The following is a 23,521-nucleotide window of genomic DNA, read 5'->3' as shown; positions in this document are numbered from 1 at the left end:
ACGAGGACCGACCCAAAAAAGCAATCTGCGGCATGACCCCGGCTGCGTATGCCCAACATCTGGCAAACACCGATATCATCAGCCCCGGACTCTAAACCAGGCCGCTACTCAGGGCGGGGGGACGTCGCCGGCGCCGCTGAAGATATCCAACGGAACGCAGCCGGCCACGGCCGCACATGCAGCCGGATCGCCCAGCCCCAGATTGATGTTGAACAGGTTGTAGCTACCGTAGTTGGTCTGCTCGGCCTTGTTCTTGCTGTACATGCCGTTGACGTCCCAGAACCACGTGCGCGACGCGCCTTCGAAGGTGCCGACCAGGCCGGTGCCGAAGTATTGCGTGTCGACTTGCTGCTCGAACCGACGCGGCCCGCCCTCCACCGGGCGACGGCCGATCTGGATCAGGTTGGTCGCCGAGTTCAACTCGAAGCCGAACGGATTGAAGGGATTGAGCGCGGAAATCACGATGTTGTCGGCCAGCGGATTGCCGGTACCGGCATCGGGGCCGAGAAAGATCGGCTCGGGCGCGGCCTGGTTGTTTGGACTTCGCCTGCGGAAAATCGCCAATCGAATACGCATCCAACAAGCTTACCGAGTGTGAATTTCATCACAAATTAATCTTAATTTATTCTGTATTAATACCTATACAGGGGCCTGTTAGAAAAGGATTTTTATGAAAATTTTAGCGTTTTCTGTAGTGCTATTTTCACTCCTCGCCAGCACCAGCGCGGAAGCTGCTGGTGTGGTGGTTTGCAATTACTGTTTTTCGCCTAAAGACGCAGCAATAAACTCAGGCACTGGATATACCCTAGTGCTCGACTACGATAGTCAGAAACTATACGCTTATGAAGTGGAATATGATCGGGAGTTGAAACGGTATAGAGCCGTAACCAACCAAGTTCCCGAATCAATTAACCAATCATTCCTTAGAGGCATGAGCATTTCAGGGCCATCAGCGATAACTGAAAAAAATATGAAGTCCAGAGATTTTGTGGTAGCAACTGACTCTGGCAGTGTAAACATAATATTACGGCCTGGCGACCCCAACTACTCTAATCCAATCCAATTTCCGGACGCCTTCAGAAACTCCAATGCCTATGAAGTTGTTAATTCAGCATCAGTTCGCGGCCTACTTGGCCAAGCTTTAGCTCGCGAGCTAGCTGGTGCAACTACCGGCAATCCAACGTGGGATAGTCTCGCCTTCCAGCTTCAATCCATCATACTTAGTATTGGAGGATCAACCATAGGCGTCGGCTCCTATAGATTTCTCATTATTTGGCAAAATGGAACAAGGACAGTCTATACCATAGACCCATCAACAATTACCGAGGCAAGATATGTCAACGGAGAAAGTAGAGATGACGTTGGCAATCTACTCCCTGATGCAAACATCGCAAACCCCGATACTGCAGGAGGTTATGCAGGGGAGTACCGTTTTTCGAGTGGAGGATCCTTTGGTAGTTGGCAGGGGAGTGCAGGCATTTATGGTGTTCCTGTATCAAACGGTTCGTCATCTAGCACAGGTATGGCATGCGGGTGGGACGGTGCCAACTTAACCTGCAAGGCGAAGTAAGGGAGACCTTATTGAATAAATATAATTAATTTCTACAACCTTTTTCGATCAACTTAAGTTCTGGGCCGCTCATTTGCGGCTCAGAATTTTTTAGCCGGCCAATTATTCAATTACGCGCAGCGACCCCGATCTTATCCGCCCAATTAAATTACACTAGACTTAATCAGTGAATTCTGTAGCGCGCTTTTTGTAAATTCCGCAGGAAGTCATCTAGACTCACAAATTTTACAAAATAGACTCATTCAACTTATAGATGCATTGCCATATTAAACTAGCGCAGAAATTCTCAGCCACTAATTTCAAAACATTAGAATAATGCAATGCCACCCGGGATCCGGTATATCTTAACACTTGATAATCAAGACGGCCCAATAGTTCCCCCTAAAATAAGGGTCTTCATAAATAAAAATATGCCACTATATATTGCGATTTTAGGTATGATCGCATGATGATCTATTCTTTCTCTCTTACTTCTGTTTTCGTCGGCCTGCTGTGCCTTGGCAGCACTGCGCTGCATGCCCAGAGCCTGGACCCGCAACTGACTGCCATGCGCGATGCCATCGCCGCTGCAGAGCGCGGTCAATCCGATGCCGCTCAGCTCAGCGCATTGAATCGCCATCCGCTGTACGGCTGGCTGGAATTGGCCACGCTCAAGCGCAGCATCGACAACGTCTCCAACGCGCAGGCGCAGAGCTTCCTGAAGCGCTACGCGGGCCAGCCGGTGGCCGAGAGCTTCCGCAGCACCTGGTTGCCGGCGGTGGCGCGGCGTCAGGACTGGACCACGCTGCTGGCCAACTGGAAGCCCACCGACAACCTCGGCCTGCGCTGCGCGCAGCTCACCGCGCGCCAGGCCACCGGCAAGCTGGATGCACAGTGGAGCCGCGATGCGCTCACGCTGTGGCGCAACGGCAAGGCGCTGCCCGATGCCTGCGACCCGGCGGTCGCCGGGCTGGAGTCGCGTGGCGATCTCACCCCCGCGTTGCGCTGGGAACGCGTGGAAGCGGCCGCCGATGCGCAGCTGCCTACGGTGATGCGCACCGCCGCGCGCGGCCTGCCAGCCGCCGATCTGGCGCTGGCCACCGACTACGCTGCGTTTCTGGACAAGGTGCACCCGCGCGCATTGGGTTGGCCCAAGACCGAGCGCAGCCGCAGCATCGCTGTCGATGGCCTGGCCAAGCTCGCCAAGAGCGACCCGGACGCGGCCGAGCAGCAGCTGCCGCAGCTGGCTGCCGCGCTCGGCTTCAGCGAGGCGCAGCGTGGCCAGGTGCTGTACCAGATTGCGTTGTGGACAGTGGCCTCGTATCTGCCGGATTCGGCACGTCGCCTCAACGCGGTCCCCGATGCCGCCTATGACGAACGCCTGCACGAATGGCGTGCGCGCGAGGCGATGTCGCGTGGCGACTGGCCGGCTGCATTGGCCGCGATCCGCAAGATGCCGGCCACCCAGCGCAGCGATTCGCGATGGCAGTATTTCGAGGCGCGCCTGGCAGAGAAAACCGGTGCTGCCGCTGCCGCACAGCCGCTGTATCGCGCGGCCGCGCAGTCGCCGACCTTCCACGGCTTCCTGGCCGCCGATCGCCTGCAGCAGCCGTACCGGCTGTGTCCATGGGAGCCCAAGGACAGCCCGCAGGCCAAGGCCGCCGTTGCGCGCGATCCAGCGTTGATCCGTGCAATCGCCCTGTTCCAGATCGACCGCCCCGGTTGGGCGGTGGCCGAGTGGAACGATGCCGCAACCCGCTTCGACGACACCCAACGCCGTCTGGCGGTGCAAGTAGCCAGCGAGAACGGCTGGTTCGATCGCGCGGTGTTCGCACTCGGCAAGCAGCCGGACGAACAACGGCTTTATTCGCTGCGTTTTCCGCTGCATCACGATGAGAGCATTCGCCGCGAAGCGGCAAAGAACGCGATCGACCCGGCGTGGGTGGCAGCGGAAATCCGTGCCGAAAGCATCTTCAATCCACGCGCCCGCTCGCCGGCCAATGCGATGGGCCTGATGCAGGTATTGCCGGGCACCGGCGCGGCCGTAGCAAAGGGCATCGCCCTGCCCGGTTACGCAGGCGCCACCAGCCTGTACGAGCCGGACACCAACATCGCCATCGGCACCGCCTATCTACGCCAGTTGCTCAACACCTACGGCCTGCCCTACCTCACCATCGCCGCCTACAACGCCGGCCCCGGGCCGACCGGGCGCTGGCAATCGCAACGGCCCAACTTCGAGCCAGACTTCTGGATAGAGACCATCAGCTACAAGGAAACCCGCGAGTACGTTGCGCGCGTGCTGGCCTTCAGCGTGATCTACGACTGGCAGCTCAACGGCGACATGCTGCCGCTGAGCGATCGTCTGATGGGCAAGCTGGTGGACAAGCGCTTGAAGCCGGTATGCACGCCGGGCCAGGCTGCCAACAATGCGGCGCAGGACTGAGCTCCGGTTGGTTGACAAGCACGGCTGCGGGACTAGGTTTTTGTGCTTGCGACGTTGCGTGTGTTTGCCCCGGCCAACAAGGTGCGAGTCAGACATTCTTTGCTGACGACTGTTGTATCAACATCTTCTGATGTTTCAATGCAACCGAGGGTCATCGCGCAGGTTGGGTGCAGTCAAAAGCTTCGGTCGAGGGCGCGGTGCCCTCACCGCTCGCGGGACACGCCGTGAACCCGTCCCTGCAGGCTCGGTGGCGGCATCCATGCCGCCACACGGTCCCGCAATCGGCGAGGACACCGCACCAGGAAGTTGGTCGGTGGTCGGGTCAAAACCTGGCTATCGCTACGTCTGCCTTGGGACGCTTAGAAGGTTGTAGGTCACTTGTTGGAAGCCCGCTTGTTTCTCGGCTTGTCTTGGGAAGCTGATTGGGCGCGCCGTTAACTAGACGGCACATTTCATGCATTGCTTGCACCTCGCACACCGACCATCTCCACTGGTCCTTGCCCGCCTACCGTCGCGGGACCTTACGCGGCATGGATGCCGCGTAAGAGCCTACACGGACGTACTTGCGGCGTGTCCCGCGATGGTGGGCGGGCAAGGACCATGCAGCCAATCAAAAGATCAGCCGCTCCCCGCTCTACGACTGATCTATCCGCACCGACCAATCGCTGCGATACGCTGAAATTTACGTGTTGGCATCACTTGGCCACCCAAGCCCAGCCAGACGCCAACCACAATCAGTTCGCGTTGTTTCGACTCGCGCATCGCATCGGGCATCATGTAGCGATGAAGATCTATCTTGTTGGCGGCGCAGTCCGCGATGCCCTGCTTGGTCAGCCCGCTGGCGACCGCGACTGGGTCGTGGTCGGTGCCGATCAGGCGCAGATGGAACGCCTGGGCTTCAAACCGGTTGGGAAGGATTTCCCGGTATTTCTGCATCCGCACAGCGGTGAGGAATATGCGTTGGCGCGTACCGAGCGCAAGTCCGGGCGCGGCTATCGCGGCTTCGTAGTGGATGCCGACCCGTCGGTGACGCTCGAAGAAGACCTGCTGCGACGCGACTTCACCATCAATGCGATCGCACGCGACGAAGACACTGGCGAGCTATTCGATCCGTACGGCGGCGCGCGCGATCTGCAAGCGCGCGTGCTGCGCCACGTGGGCCCGGCCTTTGTCGAAGATCCCGTGCGCGTGTTGCGCGCCGCCCGCTTCATGGCACGCCTGGCACCGCTTGGTTTCACTGTCGCGCCAGAGACCGCGGCACTGATGCGCGAGATGGCCGCCAGTGGCGAACTCGACAGCCTGGTGCCCGAACGCGTGTGGCAGGAGTTGCGTCGCGTACTGGCAAGCGCACAGCCCTCTGCATTTTTGCGCACCCTGCACGACACCGATGCACTGCGCGTCATCCTGCCGGAAATCGACGCGCTGTACGGCGTACCGCAACGCGCCGAGTTTCATCCTGAAGTGGATACCGGCATCCACCAGGAAATGGTCAGCGACATGGCCGCGCGGCTAGCGCCGGGCGATGCGCTAGTGGGCTTTGCCGCGCTCACGCACGATCTGGGCAAAGCACTCACACCACCCGACGAATGGCCACGCCACATCATGCACGAACAACGTGGCGTCGCCCCGCTGCAAGCCCTGTGCGAACGCCTAAAGGTGCCGCAGGAGTATCGCCAGCTTGCCGTCACCGCCTGCCGCGAACACTTGAACGTGCATCGCCTGCCCGAACTGCGCGACCGCACCGTGCACGAACTGCTGATGCGCTGCGATGCCTTCCGCCACCCCGAGCGCGTCGCACAGCTCGCCCTGGTCTGCGAAGCCGACAAGCGTGGCCGGCTGGGCAGTGAAGACGCAGCCTATCCGCAGGGCGAAGAACTCGAGCGCTTGCTTGCTGCTGCGCTCGCAATCAACGCACGCGACCTGGCTGCAGAAGGTTTGCAAGGCCCGCAGATCGGCGAGGCATTGGCGAAGGCACGGATTGCCGCGATTGCCGCTGCGCGCGTTTTAAAGCGCGTGGAGTAAGAAGCCGCTGCTTATTGGGGGAGCGGCGCTGTGCCGGTGGATCGGTGAGCTAGGCCAGCATCATTTGTGAAAGCCTCGTCGCACCCAGGTGCGCTCCTACGCCGCTGATTGCACCGCGTGAGACGCATGACTCGCCAGGCGCAACGCCCTGCGCGACGCGAAGAAGCGCGGGATCTGCACGAAGCACACCGGGCGCGTAGTGGCATAAGCATCGATGCCATCCACGCGCCCTGTGCGCGCCTCCTCTAACCCGCACGCATTACAGCTTGAAATTCAGACTCAACATGAAAGAACGACCGTTCTTGTAGATGTAGTACGGCTGGTTCTTGTTGCCGATGTAGCTGAAGTAGGTTTCGTCCAGCAGATTGGTGGCTTCCAGCGCCACGCGCAGGCGCTCGGTGGCCTGGTAGCCGAACGATGCATCCACCTGGGTAAATGCGTCGGTCATCTGCTGCCCGTTGAGCCGGCCGATCTGGGTGAAGTACTCAGAGCGCCAGCCCAGATTCACCCGCGCGCTCCATTTGCCCTGCTCGTAGTACGGGCTGATGTTGTACGCGTTGCGCGAGTTGTACGGCAGGCTGTAATCGCCATCGGTCTTGGAATCGGAATAGGTGTAGTTGGCCACCACACCGAATCCGTTGCCGAAGTTGTGCTGCAGGTTGAGCGCAACGCCACGCACCTTGGCATCGCCGGCATTGGTCGGCACGGAGGTCTGATACGTGCTCGAACCGCCGGTGGCGTTGTTGAAGAACACCCGGTCTTCCACCGTGGTCAGGATGTAGTTGGAGATGTCGCGCGAGAAGAATTCGCTGCTGAGCAGGCTGCTGTCGGAGAAATACCACTCCAGCGATGCACCCAGATTGGTCGACTCGTACGGGCTCAGACCGGGATTTCCGGTGGAGGCGGTGAGCGTGGTGTCGTCGGTGGCCACGTACGGGGTCATGTTGGTGTAGCGCGGCCGCGCGATCACCTTGGAGGCGGCAAAGCGCACCATCAAATCGTCGCGCAGGTCGTAGGCGATATTGAAGGCCGGCAGCCACTTGCCATAACTGTTGAGGAAGTTGACCGGCGTGTAGCTGCCGCCCGGCGCATAGCTGAAACCGTCGGTGGAATCGCGCGTATGCACATAACGTACGCCGATGTTGCCGCGATACCGCTCGCCGGAAAAATTGGCTTGCAGGAACCACGCACGGTTTTGCTCTTCGATGCTGTAGTTGCCGGCGTAGCTGATCGGCAGCCCGTCATCGCCTTCCAGCCTGCTGATGTACTGGCTGATCGCGCCGCTGTTAATCGTCGACCACTGCTGCATATCGGTGCTGGTCGATATGCCATCCAGATAGCCCGACGGCGTGGTGCCCGGCGAGAATGCGGCGAGCGTGCTGCCATCGTTCGGCGTCCAGGTGCGGCTGTACGCCGATTGCCCTGTGGCGTGATTGGTGAGCTTGATGCCGGTCAGAATCTGCGTAAACGGGCCCCACTCCACCGCGTGATCGAAGTCCAGCTGCAGATAGCGCTCTTTGTCGTACTGCGGGCTGTGGCTGGCCGATGCATTATTGAGTTGCATCGCCGCAGCGTTGGTGGGGTCGGTGCTGTAGTCCATCGCGGTGCGGCGCCCGTCGATGTTGTAGCTGTAGCCGGCAAGATTGCGGAACTGGATGCCGTAGATGCGCTCGGCGCCGCCTTGCGAACTGGTGTAACCCACCTGGCTGGATGCATTCCAGCCATCGCCATGCCAGTCGGCACGCAAGTGGATGCTGCCCGTGGTGACATCGCTGTTGCGCAGATAACCGTCCAGGAACGTGGTGGATTGATCGCCGAACGTACCCGAGGTGGCCACGCCGTTTTCGAAGCCCAGCGCCTGCGCATCGCCCGGGTTGGAGCCCCAGTAGCCGTAGCGGCTCTGGTTGTAGTTGTCGAAACTTTCCTTGACGTACAAACCAGTCAGATTGAGCTCGAAGTCGGCATCCGGCTTCCATTGCAGCGCCGCGCTGACACCATCGCGCTTGCGCGTCTGCTGAAACAACGCGGTATTGATCGAGGTCGGAAACACACCGGTGTTATTGCCCACCACACCCGGCGGAAACCCTGCGCCTTCCACGTTGTCGTAGCCGAAAATTTCCACACCATCGCGGCGCAACACGCGCTGCGAATGCATCACCGAGGTGAGCACACCCAGGGTTTCATCCTGGTTTTTCCAGCTGTACAACGCCGATACGTTCGGCTTGGGGTCTTCGGAGCGATCGTTATAGCCGTAGCTCACCGTACCGGTCAGCGTATTACGCTCGAGATCCAGCGGTTTGCGCGTATGCACGATCACGGTGCCGCCGATCGAGCCTTCGTCGATGCGTGCTTCCGGAGTCTTGTAGACCTCCATCAAACCAACCACTTCCGGCGCCAGGGTGCTGTAGTTGAACGAGCGGCTATCCGGGTCGTTGGGGTCGCCGCCCCAACTGGTGGAGGCAATGGTCTGGCCATTGAGCAGCACGCGATTGAGCGCAGGATCGGTGCCGAGGATGCTGACTTTTTCGCCTTCGCCGAACTGCCGATCCACGGTGATGCCGGAGAGCCGCGACAACGATTCGGCGACGTTGGTATCGGGGAATTTGCCGATGTCTTCGGCACTGATCGCATCGACGATCGCATCGGCATTGCGCTTGACGTTGAGCGCCTTGCCGAGACTGGCCTGATAACCCACCACCTTGATTTCATCCAAGGTGGAGACCGATGGATTGGTTTGCGCGGGTGCCTGTTGCTGGGCGGGTGCAGGCTGTTCCTGCGCGAATGCGGGAAGTACCGCAGTGCTGGCAAACGCCGCGCCACCCAACAGCAAACCACGGACCGCTGCGCTCAGTGGCGAGCGACGCGGTGCGCGCGCGTGACACAGGACATGACCGGATAACTCGAACACACGGGGATACACCATTGCGTGGACCTCTAGGCTGATACGTCGCAACCGGTGAGTTGCGCAAGAACGCGCGATGCGCGTGCCATGCCCGCACTCCGTCCCCTGTGCCGGATGCGAGCAGCGTCCCGCACTGCCTAGTGGCGTGCGGGTCAAGACGGCAGACCGATGCATGATCGGCGGCAACGTCTGCATGAATTCGGAGTGTGCTCCTGTTCGCTGACAACGTTATCAACGAAGGTGCCTCCCGCAAGCCGCGCTGTCAACTCAACGACACGAACAGCCTGATTTATGTGTAATTCGTCGAATTCAACGCAGATAACGGAATGACGACGTGATCGCCATCGCATTCTTTTTGGTGTGCGGGCAGACCACTGCGCATAGAGCCCTGATGCCATAAGGCTGCGCTCGCAGATGTTGCGATGCAAAGCGTTTGCATGCTTGGATGTGGCGCGCATTTGTGGAGAATTTTCGCTACAAAGGCATTCCAATTACGCTAAAGAATTGTTGCGGGCACATGCACATGTAGATGCAGCAACACCGATGAAGCAAATCTCGTAAGTTGCATCACGTACGGCGCGACGTCATACGCAAACTTCTTTGAGTTACAACAGCGACCAACACAGCCCACAAGGCGTTCGCCAACAAGCGATTACTTCGACGGCGCGCAGCCCTGCGTACGCAACCAGCGTGCTGCCGCCTGGGTCGCTTCGATCTGCGGGTCGAGCAAGACATCCGGTTGCAGCCGGCCGTCGGTACGACGCCCGCTGCGATCCTGCGTGTGGCTACTGGCAATCGCAAGCACAGCGCCGCCAGGCAGTTCCACAGAGCGATTGCCGGTGGTCTGGCCAGCGCTTGGCTGACCGAAGCTACGCGTGTTCGCACGGCCGCGAAAGGAGATCGCGACCATCTCGCCCGCACTCGCCGTCTTCGGGCCGATCAAGACGGCAACCGGGCGATCTGTCTGCAGGCCATTGGGCGGGGTAGTCGGGCGTGGCGAAGACCGCGCCCGCCAAGGCGATTGCCTGCCTGCCGCATCGACAAAGCTGCCGAGCACTGCATCACCCAGTAGCGCATGCAGCCCGTTGATCATTGGCCACATCGTGCCGCCGGTGTTGTGGCGCAAATCGACGATCCAGCCACAGCTGGCCTGTGCGGCAGCTTGATCCAGCGCCGTTGTAAGCGATGTCTCGTAAGCACTGATGACTTCTTTGGAGGATGTCATCAGACCGGGGACGTCGAGATAAGCAATGCCTGATGACAGCAGACGCGCCTGCATGGCGAGTGGCTTGCGTTGTGCAACGGCTTCCACGTTACGTCGCCCGGAAGGACGCATCAGGAAACTATGGCCGTCATCGAGCTGTGCGACCAATGCATCGATGACGACATAGGCGTCCACTTCGCGCATGTTTACAGCCTGCGCACGCAGCTGCGGCTCACGCGTGGTCCAGTCGATGCGGGCGCTGTGCAAGGCGTGCTCCCGGATCGCGGGGATGGCGACATCCAGGATCGCGCTTGCCGATGCCGCATCAGCCAGCGGCTTTGCAATCAAACGCAACTGGCTTACGTCAAGCGCTCCATCGCCTCGCAGCACAACACCGATGAAAACCTTCTGCGCATCCATCGGTACCTGCAGCGCAATGGAGCGGCTTGCATGCGTCGTACCGCCGACCGGGTCGGTCTGTGAGCTTTCGAACGCCAGGCGTTTGCCATGTGCGTCATCGGCGCGCATCCATAGCGTGGCGCCCTGCGATGCGTTGGAGGTTGCCAATACACCGGACAACAGCAACCCCTGGCCGCGCAAAGAAACAGCGTCCAATTGTGCGGAGGCAGCACCGAACGGTGCAGTGCGCCCGGCAACTGCGGTCAGACGCAATTGCGCACCTTCACCAGACTGCAGGTCGCCTTGCACCGCAGTCAGTTGGTAATCAGTACCACCTGCAGCCGCGTACCAGTTTGGAATCGCTGCCATCGCATGCACGCTGCACAACAGACTCAGCACCAGCCACCATCGCATCCATGCGTTTTTCATCCGTCACTCGTGGCAACCTGAGGTCAGACGCAACCTTAGCAGCCATTGCATGCGCTGTATCGCCGTGTGCGAGCTGCGACCTCCAACCCGCCGGACGTGGCGACTGGTGGCAACGTGGCTGCAGATCGCGCGTAACAACCGCGGTAGTCGGACAGCACATACCGCGTCGCGCGGTCATCGACCCCGCTTGGCTAGCGTATTCGTCCTGACCGATACGCCTACTCGCGCTGCCCGGCCACCCAGGTCGCCAACACCTGCACATCCGCATCCACCAGCACCAGATCGGCTTGATAGCCCGGCGCAATCCGACCGAGGCGATCGCCCAGGCCGATACACTGCGCGGGATAGGTGGACGCCATGCGCGCGGCTTCGGCCAGGTCAACGCCCAGCCATTGCACGCTGTTGCGCACGGCGGTGGCCATGTCCAGCGCGGAGCCGGCCAGTGCGCCGTCGGCATTGCGCACCACACCGTCCACGGCGGTGATGGTTTCGCCATACAGATCGAAGCTGGGGCTGTCGGCGCCGACCATCGGCATGGCGTCGGTGACCAGCAACACCTTGCCGCGCGGCTTGGCCGCCAACGCGACGCGCAGGCTGGCAGGGTGCACGTGCACGCCGTCGACGATGACACCGCACCACACGTTGGGGTCTTCCAACGCGGCGCCCACAGCACTGGGTTCGCGCCCGGTCAGTTGCGACATCGCGTTGTACAGATGGGTGAAGCCGCTGACGCCGGCAGCAATACCGGCGTGCGCCTGCTCGTATGTCGCTGCGGTGTGGCCGGCGAACACGATCGCACCGCCGGCAACGAAGGCGCGGATGTCGTCCAACGGCACGCGCTCGGGTGCGAGCGTGATCAGGGTGACGCCGTTGTCCAGCGAGGTGTCGACCGCAATCTCGTGCGCGTCGGGCAGGCGGAACTTGTGCGCGTCGTGCGTGCCCTTGCGGGCCGGGCTCAGGTACGGGCCTTCCAGATGGATGCCGAGCACACCGGGCACGCCTTGCGCGATCGCCTGACGCGTGGCGTCGATCGCCTCGGCCATCACCTCGGCAGTGTCGCTGATCAGCGTGGGCAACATGCCTGTGGTGCCGAAGCGGCGATGCGCCGCGGCGATCGTGGCCAGTGCCTGCGGGTCGCGCGCGTTGTTGAACAACACGCCGCCACCACCATTGACCTGGATGTCGATGAAGCCCGGCAACAAGGTGGCGCCACCCAGATCCACACGTGTGTGCGCCTGCGCAACACGCGCATCGTCGGCCGCCACGACCGCCTGGATCTGCGTGCCCGCCAGCAAGACAACCAGCCCATCCTGCAGGCCGTCGTCGGTGAGCACGCGTGCATTGCACAACGCTTGAATCGGGGAAGCATCCATGTTCAAACCGTTTCCGTAACCTTGTTCAAATGCGGCGGCAAATCGGGATTGTGGCCACGCTGCAGTGCAAGCGCATTGATGGCGCGATAGAAACTCTGCACGGTCAGCAGCGGTGCGCTGGCAGGATGTGCGGCATCGGCAAGCGGCAGGTCGCCATCGGGCGCGGCCAGCCACACCTGTGCACCACGCGCGCGGAATTCGGTGGCGAGCGCACGCGTGCCGGCACCGGTTTCGTCCGGCTGGGCAAACACCAGCACCGGGAAGCCCGGGCCCACCAGCGCCATCGGGCCGTGTTTGACCTCGGCCGAGCTATAGGCTTCGGCGTGCAGGCCGCAGGTTTCCTTGAACTTCAAGGCCGCTTCCTGCGCCGCGCCCAGGCCCAGGCCGCGGCCGAGCACGAACAGGTTGTGTGCGGGCACAAGCCCTGCAGTCAGTGCGGACCAGTCGGCCTGCCAGGCGTTGCGCAACTGCTGCGGCAATGCATCCAGCGCGGCCAGCAATGCGGGGTCGTTCTTCCATACCGCGCCCAGGTGCAGCACTGCGGCGAGCGAAGCCAGATAGCTCTTGGTGGCGGCCACGCTTTTTTCCGGGCCTGCGCCCAGCGGAATCACCACCTCGGCCAATTGCGCCAGCGGCGAATCTTCCACGTTGACCAGGGCGACCACGCGCGCGCCGGCAGACTTTGCGGCCTCGGCATTGCGCAGCAGGTCGGGGCTCTTGCCCGATTGCGAAATCACGATGTACAGCGCGCCGCGCAATTGCAGCGGCGCTGCGTAGACCGAGCCCACCGATGGCGAAGCGGAGGCAGTCACGATGCCAAGCTGGGTTTCGAACAGGTACTTGGCGTAAGTCGCTGCGTGATCGGAGCTGCCGCGCGCGCAGGTCACCACGAACGGTGGCGGCGTCTCGCGCAGCGACTGCGCAAGTGCGGCGATGGTGTTGGCGTTGCGGGCGAACTGTGCGGCGACCACGTCGGCGGTCTGCGCCGCCTCGCGGAACATCAAGGTATCGGTTTCGAGGGGAAGGCTCATCGGGCTCAGACGGATTCGGTGGGAGAGGATTTGGCGGCCGGCGGTTGCGCCGGTGCAGTGGAACCGCGCACGACCAGTTGCGGCACGAAGCCGCGATTTTGCAATTGCGCGGGCTGGTCGTCGTAGGCATCGCTGCGCAGCTGGCTGATCAACAGGCGTGCGGCATGCCGCGCAATGTCGTCGGTGGCCTGCTTGGCAGTGGTCAATGCCGGCCAGGACTGGCGCGAAAACGGGCTGTCTTCGAAGCCGGCGATCGAGAGTTGATACGGCACGTTCATGCCGGTGGATTTGGCCGCCGCCAGCACGCCGGCGGCGATTTCATCGTTGCTGCCGAAGATGGCGGTGGGCGGTTCGCGCAGCGACAACAGCCGTCGCGCGCCACGGAAGCCATCGTCGAAGGTGTAGTCGCCGGGAATCACCAGATGCTTGTCCAGGGTGATGCCGTAATCCTTCAGCGCGGCCTCGTAGCCGGCGTAGCGCTCGCCACTGGAGCGATGCTGCGGGCCGCCCCACAGGAAGCCGATGCGTTGATGGCCCAGTTGCACCAGATGTTCGGTGATCTCATACGCCGCAGCGCGGTCGTCGATGTACACACACGGGCCATCGCCCGGGTCGTCGGTAGCGGCGATGATGCGCACGCTCTTGATACCGCGCGCGGCCAGCCCGGCCATCAGCTCGGGGCGCTCTGACATCGGTGCAGTCAGCACCACGCCGGCCAGACGTGAGCGTTGCACCCATTCGGCCAATTCTTCGGCCAGCAACGGCGAGGTGGAATCGCAGGGATGGATCTGCAGACCGAAGCCGGTTTCGCGGCACGCGGCCAGCACGCCATTTTGAATGGCGATGATGTGGTACGGGTTGGGGTTGTCGTACACCAGACCGATCACGAACGGCGTACCGCTGCGCAGATTGCGTGCGGACGGATCGGGTTCGTAGTCGAGATCGGCGATGGCGCGCAGCACGCGCGCGCGCGTGGCCTGCATCACCGATGGCTCGTTGTTGATCACCCGCGACACGGTCTTCAACGAGACCTTGGCGCGCTCGGCGACATCTTTGATGGTGGGCCTGCGCATGGATGTACCTTGTTCGTCGGAACGCATCATGCCGCGTCGCTCACTTGGCCTGGGCCGGCAGGCCCACGCGATGACCGCGCAGCGAATAGAACAGGATGTACAGATAGCACGGCACCATCAGCGCAGCGAACACGACCTGGAAGTCGTAGTGCTGTTTGAGAATGGCGAACAGCTGCGGAATGATTGCGCCACCGGCAATGCCCATGACCAGCAGTGCCGAACCGATTTCGGTAAAGCGGCCGAGCCCGCGAATGGCCAGCGGGAAGATCGCCGGCCACATCATCGCGTTGGCAAACCCGAGCGCGGCAACGAAGCCCACCGACACATAGCCGTGGGTGAGCAAGGCACCGAGCGAGAACAGCACACCCAGCACCGCCGACACGCTCAGGTAGCGTGCCTGCGAGATCACGCGCGGAATCAGCACCAGGCCGGCGATATAGCCCACCAGCATCGCGCCCAGCGTGTAGGAGGTGAACAGTTTGGTGCTGTCCAACGGCAGATTGAAGCCGTGACCGTAGGTGCCGATCGCATCGCCGGCCATCACTTCCACGCCCACGTACACGAACAGGCACAACACGCCCAGCCACAGATGCGGAAACTGGAAGATGCTGGATTTCTGCACGCCGGCAGCGCCGGGCGTTGCATTGGCCTCGGAGGCCTTGAGTTCGGGCAACGGCGAGAACAATACGCCGATGGCCAACAGCAACAGTACGCCGGACATCACCAGGTATGGCGCATGGATCTTGGCGGCAAACGCAGTGAGCAAGGTTTCCTTGGTCGCGGCATTGGCACTGGCCACCTGCTCGGACAGATCGCCGATGCCGTGCAACACCAGCGAGCCGATCAGGATCGGCGCCAGGATGCCGGCGATCTTGTTGCAGATCCCCATCAGTGCGATACGCCGGGCCGCGCTTTCGATCGGGCCGAGGATGCTGATGTACGGGTTGATCGCGGTCTGCAGCAGCGCCAGGCCGCTACCGATCACGAACAGGCCGGCCAAGGCACCGGGATACCAGCGCTGGGTGGCGAACTGGCCGAACGCCGCCGCACCCACCGCCATCACCACCAGACTCAGCGCCAGGCCTTTCTTCATGCCGGTGCGTTTGAGGATCCACGACGAGGGCAGCGCCAGAAAGAAATACGACAGGTAGAACACCATCAGCACCAGAAACGCGTTGACCTCGTTGAGGTCGAACGCCAAGCGCACGAAGGTGATCAGCGGCCCGTTGATCCAGGTGAAAAAGCCGATGATGAAAAACAGCACGCCGACGATGGCGATCGAGACAACGGGATTTGCGGGCCTGGCAGTAGTCATGGATCGGCTGGCTCTGAGGTTGTCGTTGGGGGACGCCGGGTGGAATCAGCGGCGCAGTTCGGCGACGAAATCGTAGAAGTCGTTGTGGCAATAGGTGTCGGTCAATTCGATCGCGCTGCCATCGCGCGCATAACCCACGCGCACCACATGCAGGATCGCCTCACCGGTCTTCATGCGCAGGTGTTCGGCCAGCCGCGCAGGCAGATTGATCGCGCGGAAATACTGCAACGCGCGTACCACCGGGGTGCCTTGCGCATCCAGATAGCTGTAGAGCGAATCGCCGATCTGCTGCGGGTCGGCGACGATGCGTTGCGGCAGCACCGCGTGCTCGTAGGCCATGACGCGGTCGTCGGCGCTGCGCAAGCGCGTCAGCGACGCCACGGCTGCATCCGGCGACAGACCGAGCCGCAGGATTTCTTCGCCATGCGCCGGACGCAGCCGCCGCTCCAGCCAGCGCGTGCCCGGCTCGTAACCCTTGATGCGCAGAGTCTCGCTGAAACTGGTCAGGCCGCTGAGCTGATGCTGGATCTGCGCGGTGACGAAGGTGCCGGCGCCCTGACGGCGCGAGACCAGGCCTTGTTCGACCAGCACGTCCACCGCCTGGCGCAGGGTCACCCGCGAAATCTGCAGCCGCTCGCACAGCTGGCGCTCGGCCGGCAGCGCCTCGCCGGCCTTCCACTCACCGCCGCGGATGGCGTCGGTGAGCTTGCCTGCCAGTTGCAGATACAACGGGGTCGGCGCGGACGCGTCCAACGCCAGATCGTCCACCCGGGGATCGGTATCGTTCCGGGGTGCCGCCTTGGGTTTGGCCATTGCTTGTCCTCCGGACCGACTTGGATTCGTTAGGTCCAATATAGTACCAATTTTGCCGCAGCGCATCTGTGCGGTGCCGATCCCGGCGACAGCTCGCACTGACCTGCGAATCGCAAGGTTCCGCGCGTCACGCGGCGGCCGGCGCTGGCAGGACCTGGCGGCGACAACCTGCAAGCATCGGCAGCCATACCATCACTTGACGCGCCGTGGCCTCACAACCGCAGGTACCAGCGCCGCCGATCCATCCACCAGCCCACGCCCCAGCACAGCAGCGTGTAACTCAGTGCGCAGAGCAGCGAGCCGAGCGGGCCGGGCGCGATGGTCTGGAAGACGCGGATACCGGCCCAGGCGTACAGGTCCTGGCCGGAGCTGCCGGCCGGGAGCAGGCGCAGCACCACCACGAACAATTCGGAGAACAGATAGATCGCCAGCGGGTTGCGCCCCAGCACGGTGAAGAAGTCGCTGCCGCCGATCCAGCCGCGCAGCTCCAGCAGGTAGACCAGCACGCCCAGCGCCAGCAGATCCAGGCCCACGGTGCAGGCGACGAACGACCCGCTCCAGAGCTTTTTCGACAGCGGCCAGGCGGGGTTCCACAGCAGCGCCAGCAGCACCAGGCCCACGCCGGCCAGCAGCAGCGTGCGCGTGGCTGCAGCGGTCTTGCCGCGGCGCTGCAGGAAGCGCCCGGTCACATACCCGGCCAGCACATTGACCGTGGCCGGCAGCGTACCGAGCAGGCCTTCCGGGTCGAAGCCGTTGTCTTTGCGATACAGGTGCGCGCGCCCGTATAGCCACAGATCCAGCCGGGTGCCGGCATTGCCGGTCTTGCTCAACTCGGCGCCGGGCTGGCCGAAGACGTATAACAGCGCCCAGTAGCCCAGCAGCAGCGCCACGCAGGCTGGCGCGATGCCGCGTGGCGGCAGATAGCGCACCAGCAACGCCGCAAGCAGATAGCACAAGCCGATGCGTTGCAGCACGCCGGTCAAGCGGAGTTGATCGATCGCGGTGAATGCCCATCCCCCACCGGGCTGCAGATGGAAGAACGGAAACCAGTACATCAGCACGCCGCATAGAAAAATCAGCGCGGCGCGCTTGCCCACGCGGCCGAGAAACGGCCGATGCGGCGTGTCTGTCGCCAGCGCGAAGCTCATCGCGCTGCCGACTGCGAACAGGAACGAGGGAAACACCAGATCGGCGAGTGTGAAGCCGAACCAGGCCGCGTGGGTCAGCTGCGCATACGCCTGCGCACCCGGCCCGGCGGTGTTGACCAGGATCATCAGGAAGATGGTCAGGCCACGGAAGACGTCCAGCGATAGAAAGCGTTCGCGCTTTGGCGTTAGCGTTGGCGATGCAGTGATCGCTGTAGCAGCGGGTGTTTGTTCGCTCATTGCAGTTCCTTGCCCAGGCACTGCAGGTGGGTGCGAGGTGTGCGTTTGATGCCGATGGCTTGCGTGATTGCATCGCCGCTGCAGCGGTCATGCATGCTGACGAAGCGCAAGACGGATCCGCTCATTGGGCGGCACCTTGGAAAGTTCCGTGCGTGGTGCCGTGCATGGCGCCGTGCATGGCGCCGTGCGCAATTTCTTGCACCTCGCTTTGCATGTCGCTTTGCAGAGCGCTCGGCACATCGTCGTGCGCATCCACCTGCGCCAGCAACGTGCGCAGCGAGGTCAGTGGATCGCGTGGTGGCTGACGCTTCGGCACCGTGCCCTGCTCGGCCCATTGACGCTCCCACGCTGCAAGCTGTTTGTTGAAGGCCGCTTCGTCGAACGGCGTGCCCGCCTTGCGTGCAGCACGGTAGGCGCTCAGAAAGCGCGTCCAGCGCTGCAGATAGAACTCCGCGTACATGCCTTGCCACGCCTTGGACGCGTAATCGGCAAGATTGCCATCGCCGCCCCAGACGCTGACCTGCGCACGTGCGTTGCCGACATACACGCGACGTAACGCGGCATCTTCGCCCGCGGCAGCGGCCGCCTGGCCGGTCCAGTCGGCGAGGGTTTCGTGTTGGCCGCCGACCAGTGCATCGAGTTCTTGCACCAATCGCGTCGTGTGCGCCAACAGCGCATCGCCGCGTGCGAAGTTGCCGGCGCCGTACGCCTGCACCACCGCCTGCAGTTGACGGTCGGCGTGCAGGCTGAGGTAATGCCGCGCGTCTTCGATCAGGTCGTAGCGGTAGAGCGGTGCGTCGGCGTAACGGTCGGCTTGCTGCAGTAGCGCGTCGATGGCGCGGCGCAGGCGTTGCGGATCGCCGGGGCGATCGTCGAAGCCGACGATGTCGGCAGTCGGCCGCTTGAACAGCAGATACGCGCCGGCCCGCTTGTTCCACCAGCGCGGCGACCAATAGCGGGTCTGGTAGATGCCCGCTTCCAGATCCGACCAGGCCTGCAGCAATGCCGCATCGCTGTGTCCGTAGCGGGCGCGCGTGTACTGCGTGAGCCACTGCGACCAAGACTGCTGCGGGCCTTCCCAGGCCAGCGCGTAGAGATACTCGTAGACCACCGAGTTGCTGTGCAAGCCTTCGGGAAACACGCCGAAGCCGCGCAGATTGCGTTTGTCCGGATCGGCCAGCAAGGCCTGCAGATCCTGCCGATAAAACGCAAAGTCGCCGTACAGCGGATTGCTGGCGCCGTAGTTGTGCACGTAGCCGTAGATCCATTGTTTGTTGTCGAAGGCCTGCGAGGCCTTCCAGGTGCCGGGATAACGGTCGTTGCCGATATCCAGCACCATCAACCGCGCGTCCGGCACCTTGCCCAGAAACGCGGCGATCGCCTGCGGTTGCCAGAACTCGCGGTCGGCACCGAACAGCCAGCCCTGCATTACCCAGGTGGCCTGCGGATTGACCTGGGCGATGGAGCGATACAGCGCCTGACCGTACTCGGCCAGGCGCGCATCGCGTTGCGCAGGCGGCACTGCTTTGGCGCGTACGGCATCGGAGTTGGCGATGCTGTCGCCGTACTTGGCGGCGGCCACGTCGCTGCCGTCGTCGGCCACCGGCGGCAGCATCTCGTTGAAGGCATCGGCCAGATAAAACTCGCCTGCGCCGTAGGTTTGCGTGTACAGCTCGAGGAACCGCCGCGCGACCTTGGCGAACAGCGGATCGCGCGGATCCAGCCAATAGGTTTCGTGAAAACCTTCCCAGGCGCGCATGCGGTAGATACGTGCGTTCGGATGCGCCTGCGCGAACGCCTTGGGCACGTAGCCGGCAAACGCCGGCAATACCGGCTGCATGCCCAGCTCGCGCATGCGCGTGAGGATCTGCGTCTGCAGCACGCGCTTGCTGTCGATCCATTGCTGCGGCAACGGCGCGCGATAGCCTTCGATATTGCCCATGCGCTGCCACGGGGTGAATGCCGGCCCGGAGAAATACTCCGCCAGCGCGCCATCGCCCACACCGAACTCGCGCCACAGCGCTTGCCAGATCGCCTCCTGCCCTTCCATCGCCAGCGGCATGTCGATGCCGTGCAACGCCATCCAGTCGATCTCGCGCTGCCAGCGCGGCCAGTCCCAGAACGGCGTGGTGTAGGCGTAGGTGCAGGTATTGAGATAGGCACGATGGGCAAACGGCGTGCGCACCTGGCCGCTGCTGTAGGCCGGCCATTGCGCCGGCAGCGCCACGCGGTCGCCTTCCCAGCTCATCGAGGCCGCACCGGCCTGGCCGAGATAGGCGTAGGCGCCACGCGCCAAGGCCACCTGCGAGGAACCGGCAATGCGCACCGTGTCGCCGCCGGCATCGATGCGATACCAGTCCGCGCCGTCGCCGCGCGGCGCCACGCGCATCTCGAACTGGGCGGCGCGTGCGCCGATCAGGCGTTGCAGCACCGCCTGTGCGGGCGGTGCGGCCAGCACGGTGACGGGAACGGCGACCAACGCGCTCAGCACTGCGCCGGCGAACAGCCGCACGGGCGACGACGGGAAAAACGGTAAGGCAATCATGGCGAGTTCCGATAATGCACGGTGACGACGTCGTGGAATCCAAACGGCTGATCGGCAGCGACCTGCAGGATCACCGCCAGCGTGCGCGCGCCTGTCGCCGGCGCAAGCGCCAACTTGATCGGCGTGCCAGCCGCAGCTTGCGTCACTGCGTTGCCATCCAGAAAGACCTGCGCCGGCCCACTGAGGCGGCCCAGATCGAGCACGCCGCCGTGGGCCTGCACGCCTTGCCACGGCGTGAACCGGGTGCGGTACAACACGTAGCCGGCGCGTTCGGGCGCGGTTTCCAGCGTGCCGGGCAACGTATTGCTCCAGCTGTTGTTGTCGTTGGGGCGGCGCGAGAGATCCGGTGCCGGCGGCTGCGCGAAGGCGGCGGTGTGGCGCCAGCTTTCGACCACCATCACCGGCGCGGCCACTGCCACAGACGCCGGTAGCGGCACCGCCGTGCAGGCGATCTCGGCCACCGCTTCTTGCAGTCCTGATGCACGCGCCTGCAGGCGCAGTACGCCGGCACCGCGGCCGGCCTGCACGATGGCCTGCGCCAGCCCGTTGAACAAGGCCACCTGCGTGGCCTCATCGGGTGCGTGCGCATTCGGGTTGCCATTGCCCACGCCCAGCAACCGGCTGCCGCTGATGTGCAGTGTCAGCGTTGCATTGCAATCGGGCACGTGGCGGCCTTGCGCGTCCACCGCTTCCAAGGTCACCGGCTGCGCGTCGCGGCCATCGCCGCGTAGTTGCGCGCGGTCGGGCGTCAATCGCAGCGCAACCGCTGCGCTGGTGGTTTCCACGCGCGTGCGCGCCACCTCGCGACCATCGCGCCAAGCCACCGCTTCGAGGACGCCTGGCGCGTACTGCACCTGCCATTGATTCATCTGTGCGCGATCCACCGCCTGTTTTCCCAGCGAGCGGCCATTGAGCCACAGCTCCACCTGCGCGGCATTGCAGAACGCCATCACCTTGATCGGCTGGCCTTCGCGGCCTGGCCAGTTCCAGTGCGGCAACAGATGCAGCACCGGCGCATCGTCGATCCACAACGCGCGCCGCAACCAATACGCTCCTTTGGGAAATCCACACTGGTCCATGATGCCGAAGAACGAGCCCACCGACGGCCATTCGAACGGCGTGGGTTCGCCGCGATAATCGAAGCCGGTCCACACGAAGCTGCCGGCAACGAACGGGCGCTCGGCAATCAGCTGCCAGGCGCGGCGATGGGTATTGCCCCAGTCGGCGGCCAAGCTGTCGTCTCCGGCCACCACGTGTGCGTCCATGTCGGTGAACCACGCCCCGCGCGTTTGAAACGCGCTGGTGTCTTCGCTGGACAGCATCGGCGTGCGCGGGCGCGCGGCATGCACACGGTCGTAGTTGTACTGGCGATAGTTGAAGCCGAGCACGTCCACCACATCGGCCGCGCCGCGGGTGGCGAACATGCCATCGTTCATGCCGGCGGTGATCGGGCGGGTGTCGTCGAGCGCACGCACGGCGCTAGCGGCGCGCGCGATGATGGCGTAGCCGGTGGCGGTGCCCTGCAGCGGCTCTTCGTTGAGCAGCGACCACGCAAACACGCTGGGATGGTTGCGCTGGCGGCGCACCATCGTTTGCAACAGCGCCACGTACTCGGGTGCGGGGTTGAACAGGCGGTTCTCGGCCATCACCAGCATGCCGAGCCGGTCGCAGGCCTGCAGCAGTTCCGGCGCCACCGCGTGATGCAGGCGGATGGCATTGCAGCCCATCGATTTCAGGCGACGCAGGCGAAACGCATGCAAGGCATCGGGCAGCGCCACACCGACGCCGGCATGGTCCTGATGCAGGCACACGCCCTTGATCTTGAGCGCGCGGCCATTGAGGAAAAAGCCGTGGTCGGCATCGAAGCGCAGGCTGCGAAAACCGATCTCGCACTCGGCATGATCGCTGCGGCCGTCTTCCCCGCGCACGCTGGCCACCACGCGATACAGCACCGGCGTGTCCACGCTCCAGCGCTGCGGCTGCGCGACCGATACGCTCGCTTTTGCTTGCGCAGTGCCGAATGCAGCGACGCGTAGTTGCGTCTCGCCATGCGCCATCACAGCACCACGTGCATCGCGTAGTTCGACATCTACCCAGGCCTCGGCAGGCTGCTCGCCACTGTTGACCAGATCCAGCTCCACCGGCACCTGCCAGACATCGCCCGGGCCTTCACGCGGCACCGCTGCCAGGCCATCGCCAGCGATGTGCAACGGCGTCCGCAACACCAGCCAGGTGTGCCGGTAGATGCCGCCGCCTTCGTACCACCAACCGTCCATGGCTTCGGCATCGACGCGGATGGCGATGCTGTTCAAGGCGTTGCCGTAGCGCGCGACCGGCGTGAGATCGATCACCAACCCGTTGTAGCCACTCCAGCTGCGCGCCATCAGCATGCCGTTGACCCACACGGTGGCATGGCTGGCGATGCCGTCCAGACGCAGCTCCACCGCCTGGCCGCGCACGGACTCTTCCAGCCGCAGCGTGCGCCGGTACCAGGCGATACCGCGCGGCCGATAGCCTTGCGCGATATTGGCGTCGGCGCGCACTGCCTGCTCCACCACAAAATCGTGCGGCAGTTGCAGCTGCCGCCAACCGGTGTCGTCGAAGTCCGGCGCGGCCGCGCCCCAGGCCCGGCCGGCCTTGGCGTTGTCGTAGGTCTCGTCCTGCGCAAGCAGACGCGGGAACGGCAGATCGCCGGCATGGAACCGCCAGCCCTCATCCAGATCCAGCCATTGGCCACTGCCATCTTTGACCGATGGCGGCGGAGTGGGACGCGGCTTTCCGGTAACACCAGAGCCTGCAGTTGCAGCGCTCGCCATGCCGGGAGTCAGCGTCGGAACCCCGAGCAACGAGGCACAGACGCTGCCGGCGAGGAAGTCACGTCTGCGCATGGCAGTGCCCGATCAACAGCATTGCGTACGTGCCCTGCGACCGACGCGCAGCAGCAACACCCGCAGCATCTTTGAACTGCGCTTCCACAACACCCGCAGCATCTTTGAACTGCGCTTCCACAACAGCTGCAGCATTGCATCCAATGCGTG

At 63.1% G+C, this 23,521-nt stretch carries 14 protein-coding genes and 1 pseudogene; 3 read left to right on the top strand and 12 right to left on the bottom strand.

Going from position 1 to position 23,521, the window contains the following annotated elements; all coding sequences use genetic code 11:
• Positions 1 to 114 precede the first annotated feature (114 nt).
• Positions 115 to 549 (bottom strand): annotated as a pseudogene (locus tag ABS769_RS15975) (TonB-dependent receptor domain-containing protein); the annotation flags it as partial.
• Between the two features lie 121 nt (positions 550 to 670).
• On the opposite strand from ABS769_RS15975, the gene ABS769_RS15970 reads away from it, so the two are divergent.
• From ABS769_RS15970 to ABS769_RS15960, 3 genes are all read left to right on the top strand, one after another.
• Positions 671 to 1,570 (top strand): hypothetical protein, encoded by a 900-nt coding sequence (locus ABS769_RS15970; RefSeq protein ID WP_317062291.1) that lies wholly within the window; start codon positions 671 to 673, stop codon positions 1,568 to 1,570.
• Between the two features lie 448 nt (positions 1,571 to 2,018).
• The gene (locus ABS769_RS15965; protein ID WP_317062319.1) at positions 2,019 to 3,992 is read left to right on the top strand and encodes a transglycosylase SLT domain-containing protein; all 1,974 of its coding nucleotides are present in this window, start codon (positions 2,019 to 2,021) and stop codon (positions 3,990 to 3,992) included.
• 783 nt (positions 3,993 to 4,775) lie between these two features.
• A complete protein-coding gene (locus ABS769_RS15960; RefSeq protein WP_317062292.1) occupies positions 4,776 to 6,014 on the top strand; it encodes a multifunctional CCA addition/repair protein in 1,239 nt (412 codons plus the stop codon).
• 259 nt (positions 6,015 to 6,273) lie between these two features.
• Here ABS769_RS15960 and ABS769_RS15955 read toward each other — a convergent pair whose 3' ends face one another.
• From ABS769_RS15955 to galA, 11 genes are all read right to left on the bottom strand, one after another.
• The gene (locus tag ABS769_RS15955; protein ID WP_317062293.1) at positions 6,274 to 8,937 is read right to left on the bottom strand and encodes a TonB-dependent receptor; all 2,664 of its coding nucleotides are present in this window, start codon (positions 8,935 to 8,937) and stop codon (positions 6,274 to 6,276) included.
• A gap of 631 nt (positions 8,938 to 9,568) precedes the next feature.
• The gene (locus tag ABS769_RS15950; RefSeq protein WP_317062294.1) at positions 9,569 to 10,948 is read right to left on the bottom strand and encodes a S41 family peptidase; all 1,380 of its coding nucleotides are present in this window, start codon (positions 10,946 to 10,948) and stop codon (positions 9,569 to 9,571) included.
• A 218-nt stretch (positions 10,949 to 11,166) separates the two neighbouring features.
• On the bottom strand, positions 11,167 to 12,321 hold the full coding sequence (gene nagA / locus ABS769_RS15945; RefSeq protein WP_317062295.1) for an N-acetylglucosamine-6-phosphate deacetylase: 1,155 nt from the start codon (positions 12,319 to 12,321) through the stop codon (positions 11,167 to 11,169).
• A 2-nt stretch (positions 12,322 to 12,323) separates the two neighbouring features.
• On the bottom strand, positions 12,324 to 13,352 hold the full coding sequence (locus ABS769_RS15940; protein WP_317062296.1) for an SIS domain-containing protein: 1,029 nt from the start codon (positions 13,350 to 13,352) through the stop codon (positions 12,324 to 12,326).
• A 5-nt stretch (positions 13,353 to 13,357) separates the two neighbouring features.
• On the bottom strand, positions 13,358 to 14,425 hold the full coding sequence (locus ABS769_RS15935; protein ID WP_043889880.1) for a LacI family DNA-binding transcriptional regulator: 1,068 nt from the start codon (positions 14,423 to 14,425) through the stop codon (positions 13,358 to 13,360).
• 40 nt (positions 14,426 to 14,465) lie between these two features.
• Positions 14,466 to 15,740 (bottom strand): sugar MFS transporter, encoded by a 1,275-nt coding sequence (locus ABS769_RS15930; protein WP_317062297.1) that lies wholly within the window; start codon positions 15,738 to 15,740, stop codon positions 14,466 to 14,468.
• A 45-nt stretch (positions 15,741 to 15,785) separates the two neighbouring features.
• Positions 15,786 to 16,508 (bottom strand): GntR family transcriptional regulator, encoded by a 723-nt coding sequence (locus ABS769_RS15925; RefSeq protein WP_172839323.1) that lies wholly within the window; start codon positions 16,506 to 16,508, stop codon positions 15,786 to 15,788.
• A 257-nt stretch (positions 16,509 to 16,765) separates the two neighbouring features.
• Positions 16,766 to 17,938 (bottom strand): acyltransferase family protein, encoded by a 1,173-nt coding sequence (locus ABS769_RS15920; RefSeq protein WP_317062298.1) that lies wholly within the window; start codon positions 17,936 to 17,938, stop codon positions 16,766 to 16,768.
• Complete coding sequence (locus ABS769_RS15915; RefSeq protein ID WP_317062299.1) at positions 17,935 to 18,063, bottom strand: hypothetical protein; 129 nt, start codon at positions 18,061 to 18,063, stop codon at positions 17,935 to 17,937. Before ABS769_RS15915 ends, ABS769_RS15920 begins: the two co-directional genes overlap by 4 nt.
• On the bottom strand, positions 18,060 to 20,483 hold the full coding sequence (locus ABS769_RS15910) for an alpha-N-acetylglucosaminidase (protein WP_350498200.1): 2,424 nt from the start codon (positions 20,481 to 20,483) through the stop codon (positions 18,060 to 18,062). Before ABS769_RS15910 ends, ABS769_RS15915 begins: the two co-directional genes overlap by 4 nt.
• A complete protein-coding gene (gene galA, locus ABS769_RS15905) occupies positions 20,480 to 23,371 on the bottom strand; it encodes a beta-galactosidase GalA (protein WP_317062301.1) in 2,892 nt (963 codons plus the stop codon). The genes ABS769_RS15910 and galA overlap by 4 nt, the downstream gene beginning before the upstream one ends.
• Between the last annotated feature and the right edge of the window lie 150 nt (positions 23,372 to 23,521).

Source organism: Xanthomonas hortorum, assembly GCF_040279205.1.
Classification (GTDB): Bacteria; Pseudomonadota; Gammaproteobacteria; order Xanthomonadales; family Xanthomonadaceae; genus Xanthomonas; species Xanthomonas hortorum_F.
The sequence above is the reverse complement of the archived record's forward strand: the minus strand, read 5'-3'. Positions and strand labels throughout refer to the sequence as shown.

Excerpts from the sequence above, each read along its gene's own strand:
- ABS769_RS15970 (WP_317062291.1), top strand. The coding sequence starts at position 671 with ATGAAAATTTTAGCGTTTTCTGTAGTGCTATTTTCACTCCTCGCCAGC.
- ABS769_RS15965 (WP_317062319.1), top strand. The coding sequence starts at position 2,019 with ATGATCTATTCTTTCTCTCTTACTTCTGTTTTCGTCGGCCTGCTGTGC.
- ABS769_RS15960 (WP_317062292.1), top strand. The coding sequence starts at position 4,776 with ATGAAGATCTATCTTGTTGGCGGCGCAGTCCGCGATGCCCTGCTTGGT.
- ABS769_RS15955 (WP_317062293.1), bottom strand. The coding sequence starts at position 8,937 with ATGGTGTATCCCCGTGTGTTCGAGTTATCCGGTCATGTCCTGTGTCAC.
- ABS769_RS15950 (WP_317062294.1), bottom strand. The coding sequence starts at position 10,948 with ATGAAAAACGCATGGATGCGATGGTGGCTGGTGCTGAGTCTGTTGTGC.
- nagA (WP_317062295.1), bottom strand. The coding sequence starts at position 12,321 with ATGGATGCTTCCCCGATTCAAGCGTTGTGCAATGCACGCGTGCTCACC.
- ABS769_RS15940 (WP_317062296.1), bottom strand. The coding sequence starts at position 13,352 with ATGAGCCTTCCCCTCGAAACCGATACCTTGATGTTCCGCGAGGCGGCG.
- ABS769_RS15935 (WP_043889880.1), bottom strand. The coding sequence starts at position 14,425 with ATGCGCAGGCCCACCATCAAAGATGTCGCCGAGCGCGCCAAGGTCTCG.
- ABS769_RS15930 (WP_317062297.1), bottom strand. The coding sequence starts at position 15,740 with ATGACTACTGCCAGGCCCGCAAATCCCGTTGTCTCGATCGCCATCGTC.
- ABS769_RS15920 (WP_317062298.1), bottom strand. The coding sequence starts at position 17,938 with ATGAGCGAACAAACACCCGCTGCTACAGCGATCACTGCATCGCCAACG.
- ABS769_RS15915 (WP_317062299.1), bottom strand. The coding sequence starts at position 18,063 with ATGAGCGGATCCGTCTTGCGCTTCGTCAGCATGCATGACCGCTGCAGC.
- ABS769_RS15910 (WP_350498200.1), bottom strand. The coding sequence starts at position 20,483 with ATGATTGCCTTACCGTTTTTCCCGTCGTCGCCCGTGCGGCTGTTCGCC.
- galA (WP_317062301.1), bottom strand. The coding sequence starts at position 23,371 with ATGCGCAGACGTGACTTCCTCGCCGGCAGCGTCTGTGCCTCGTTGCTC.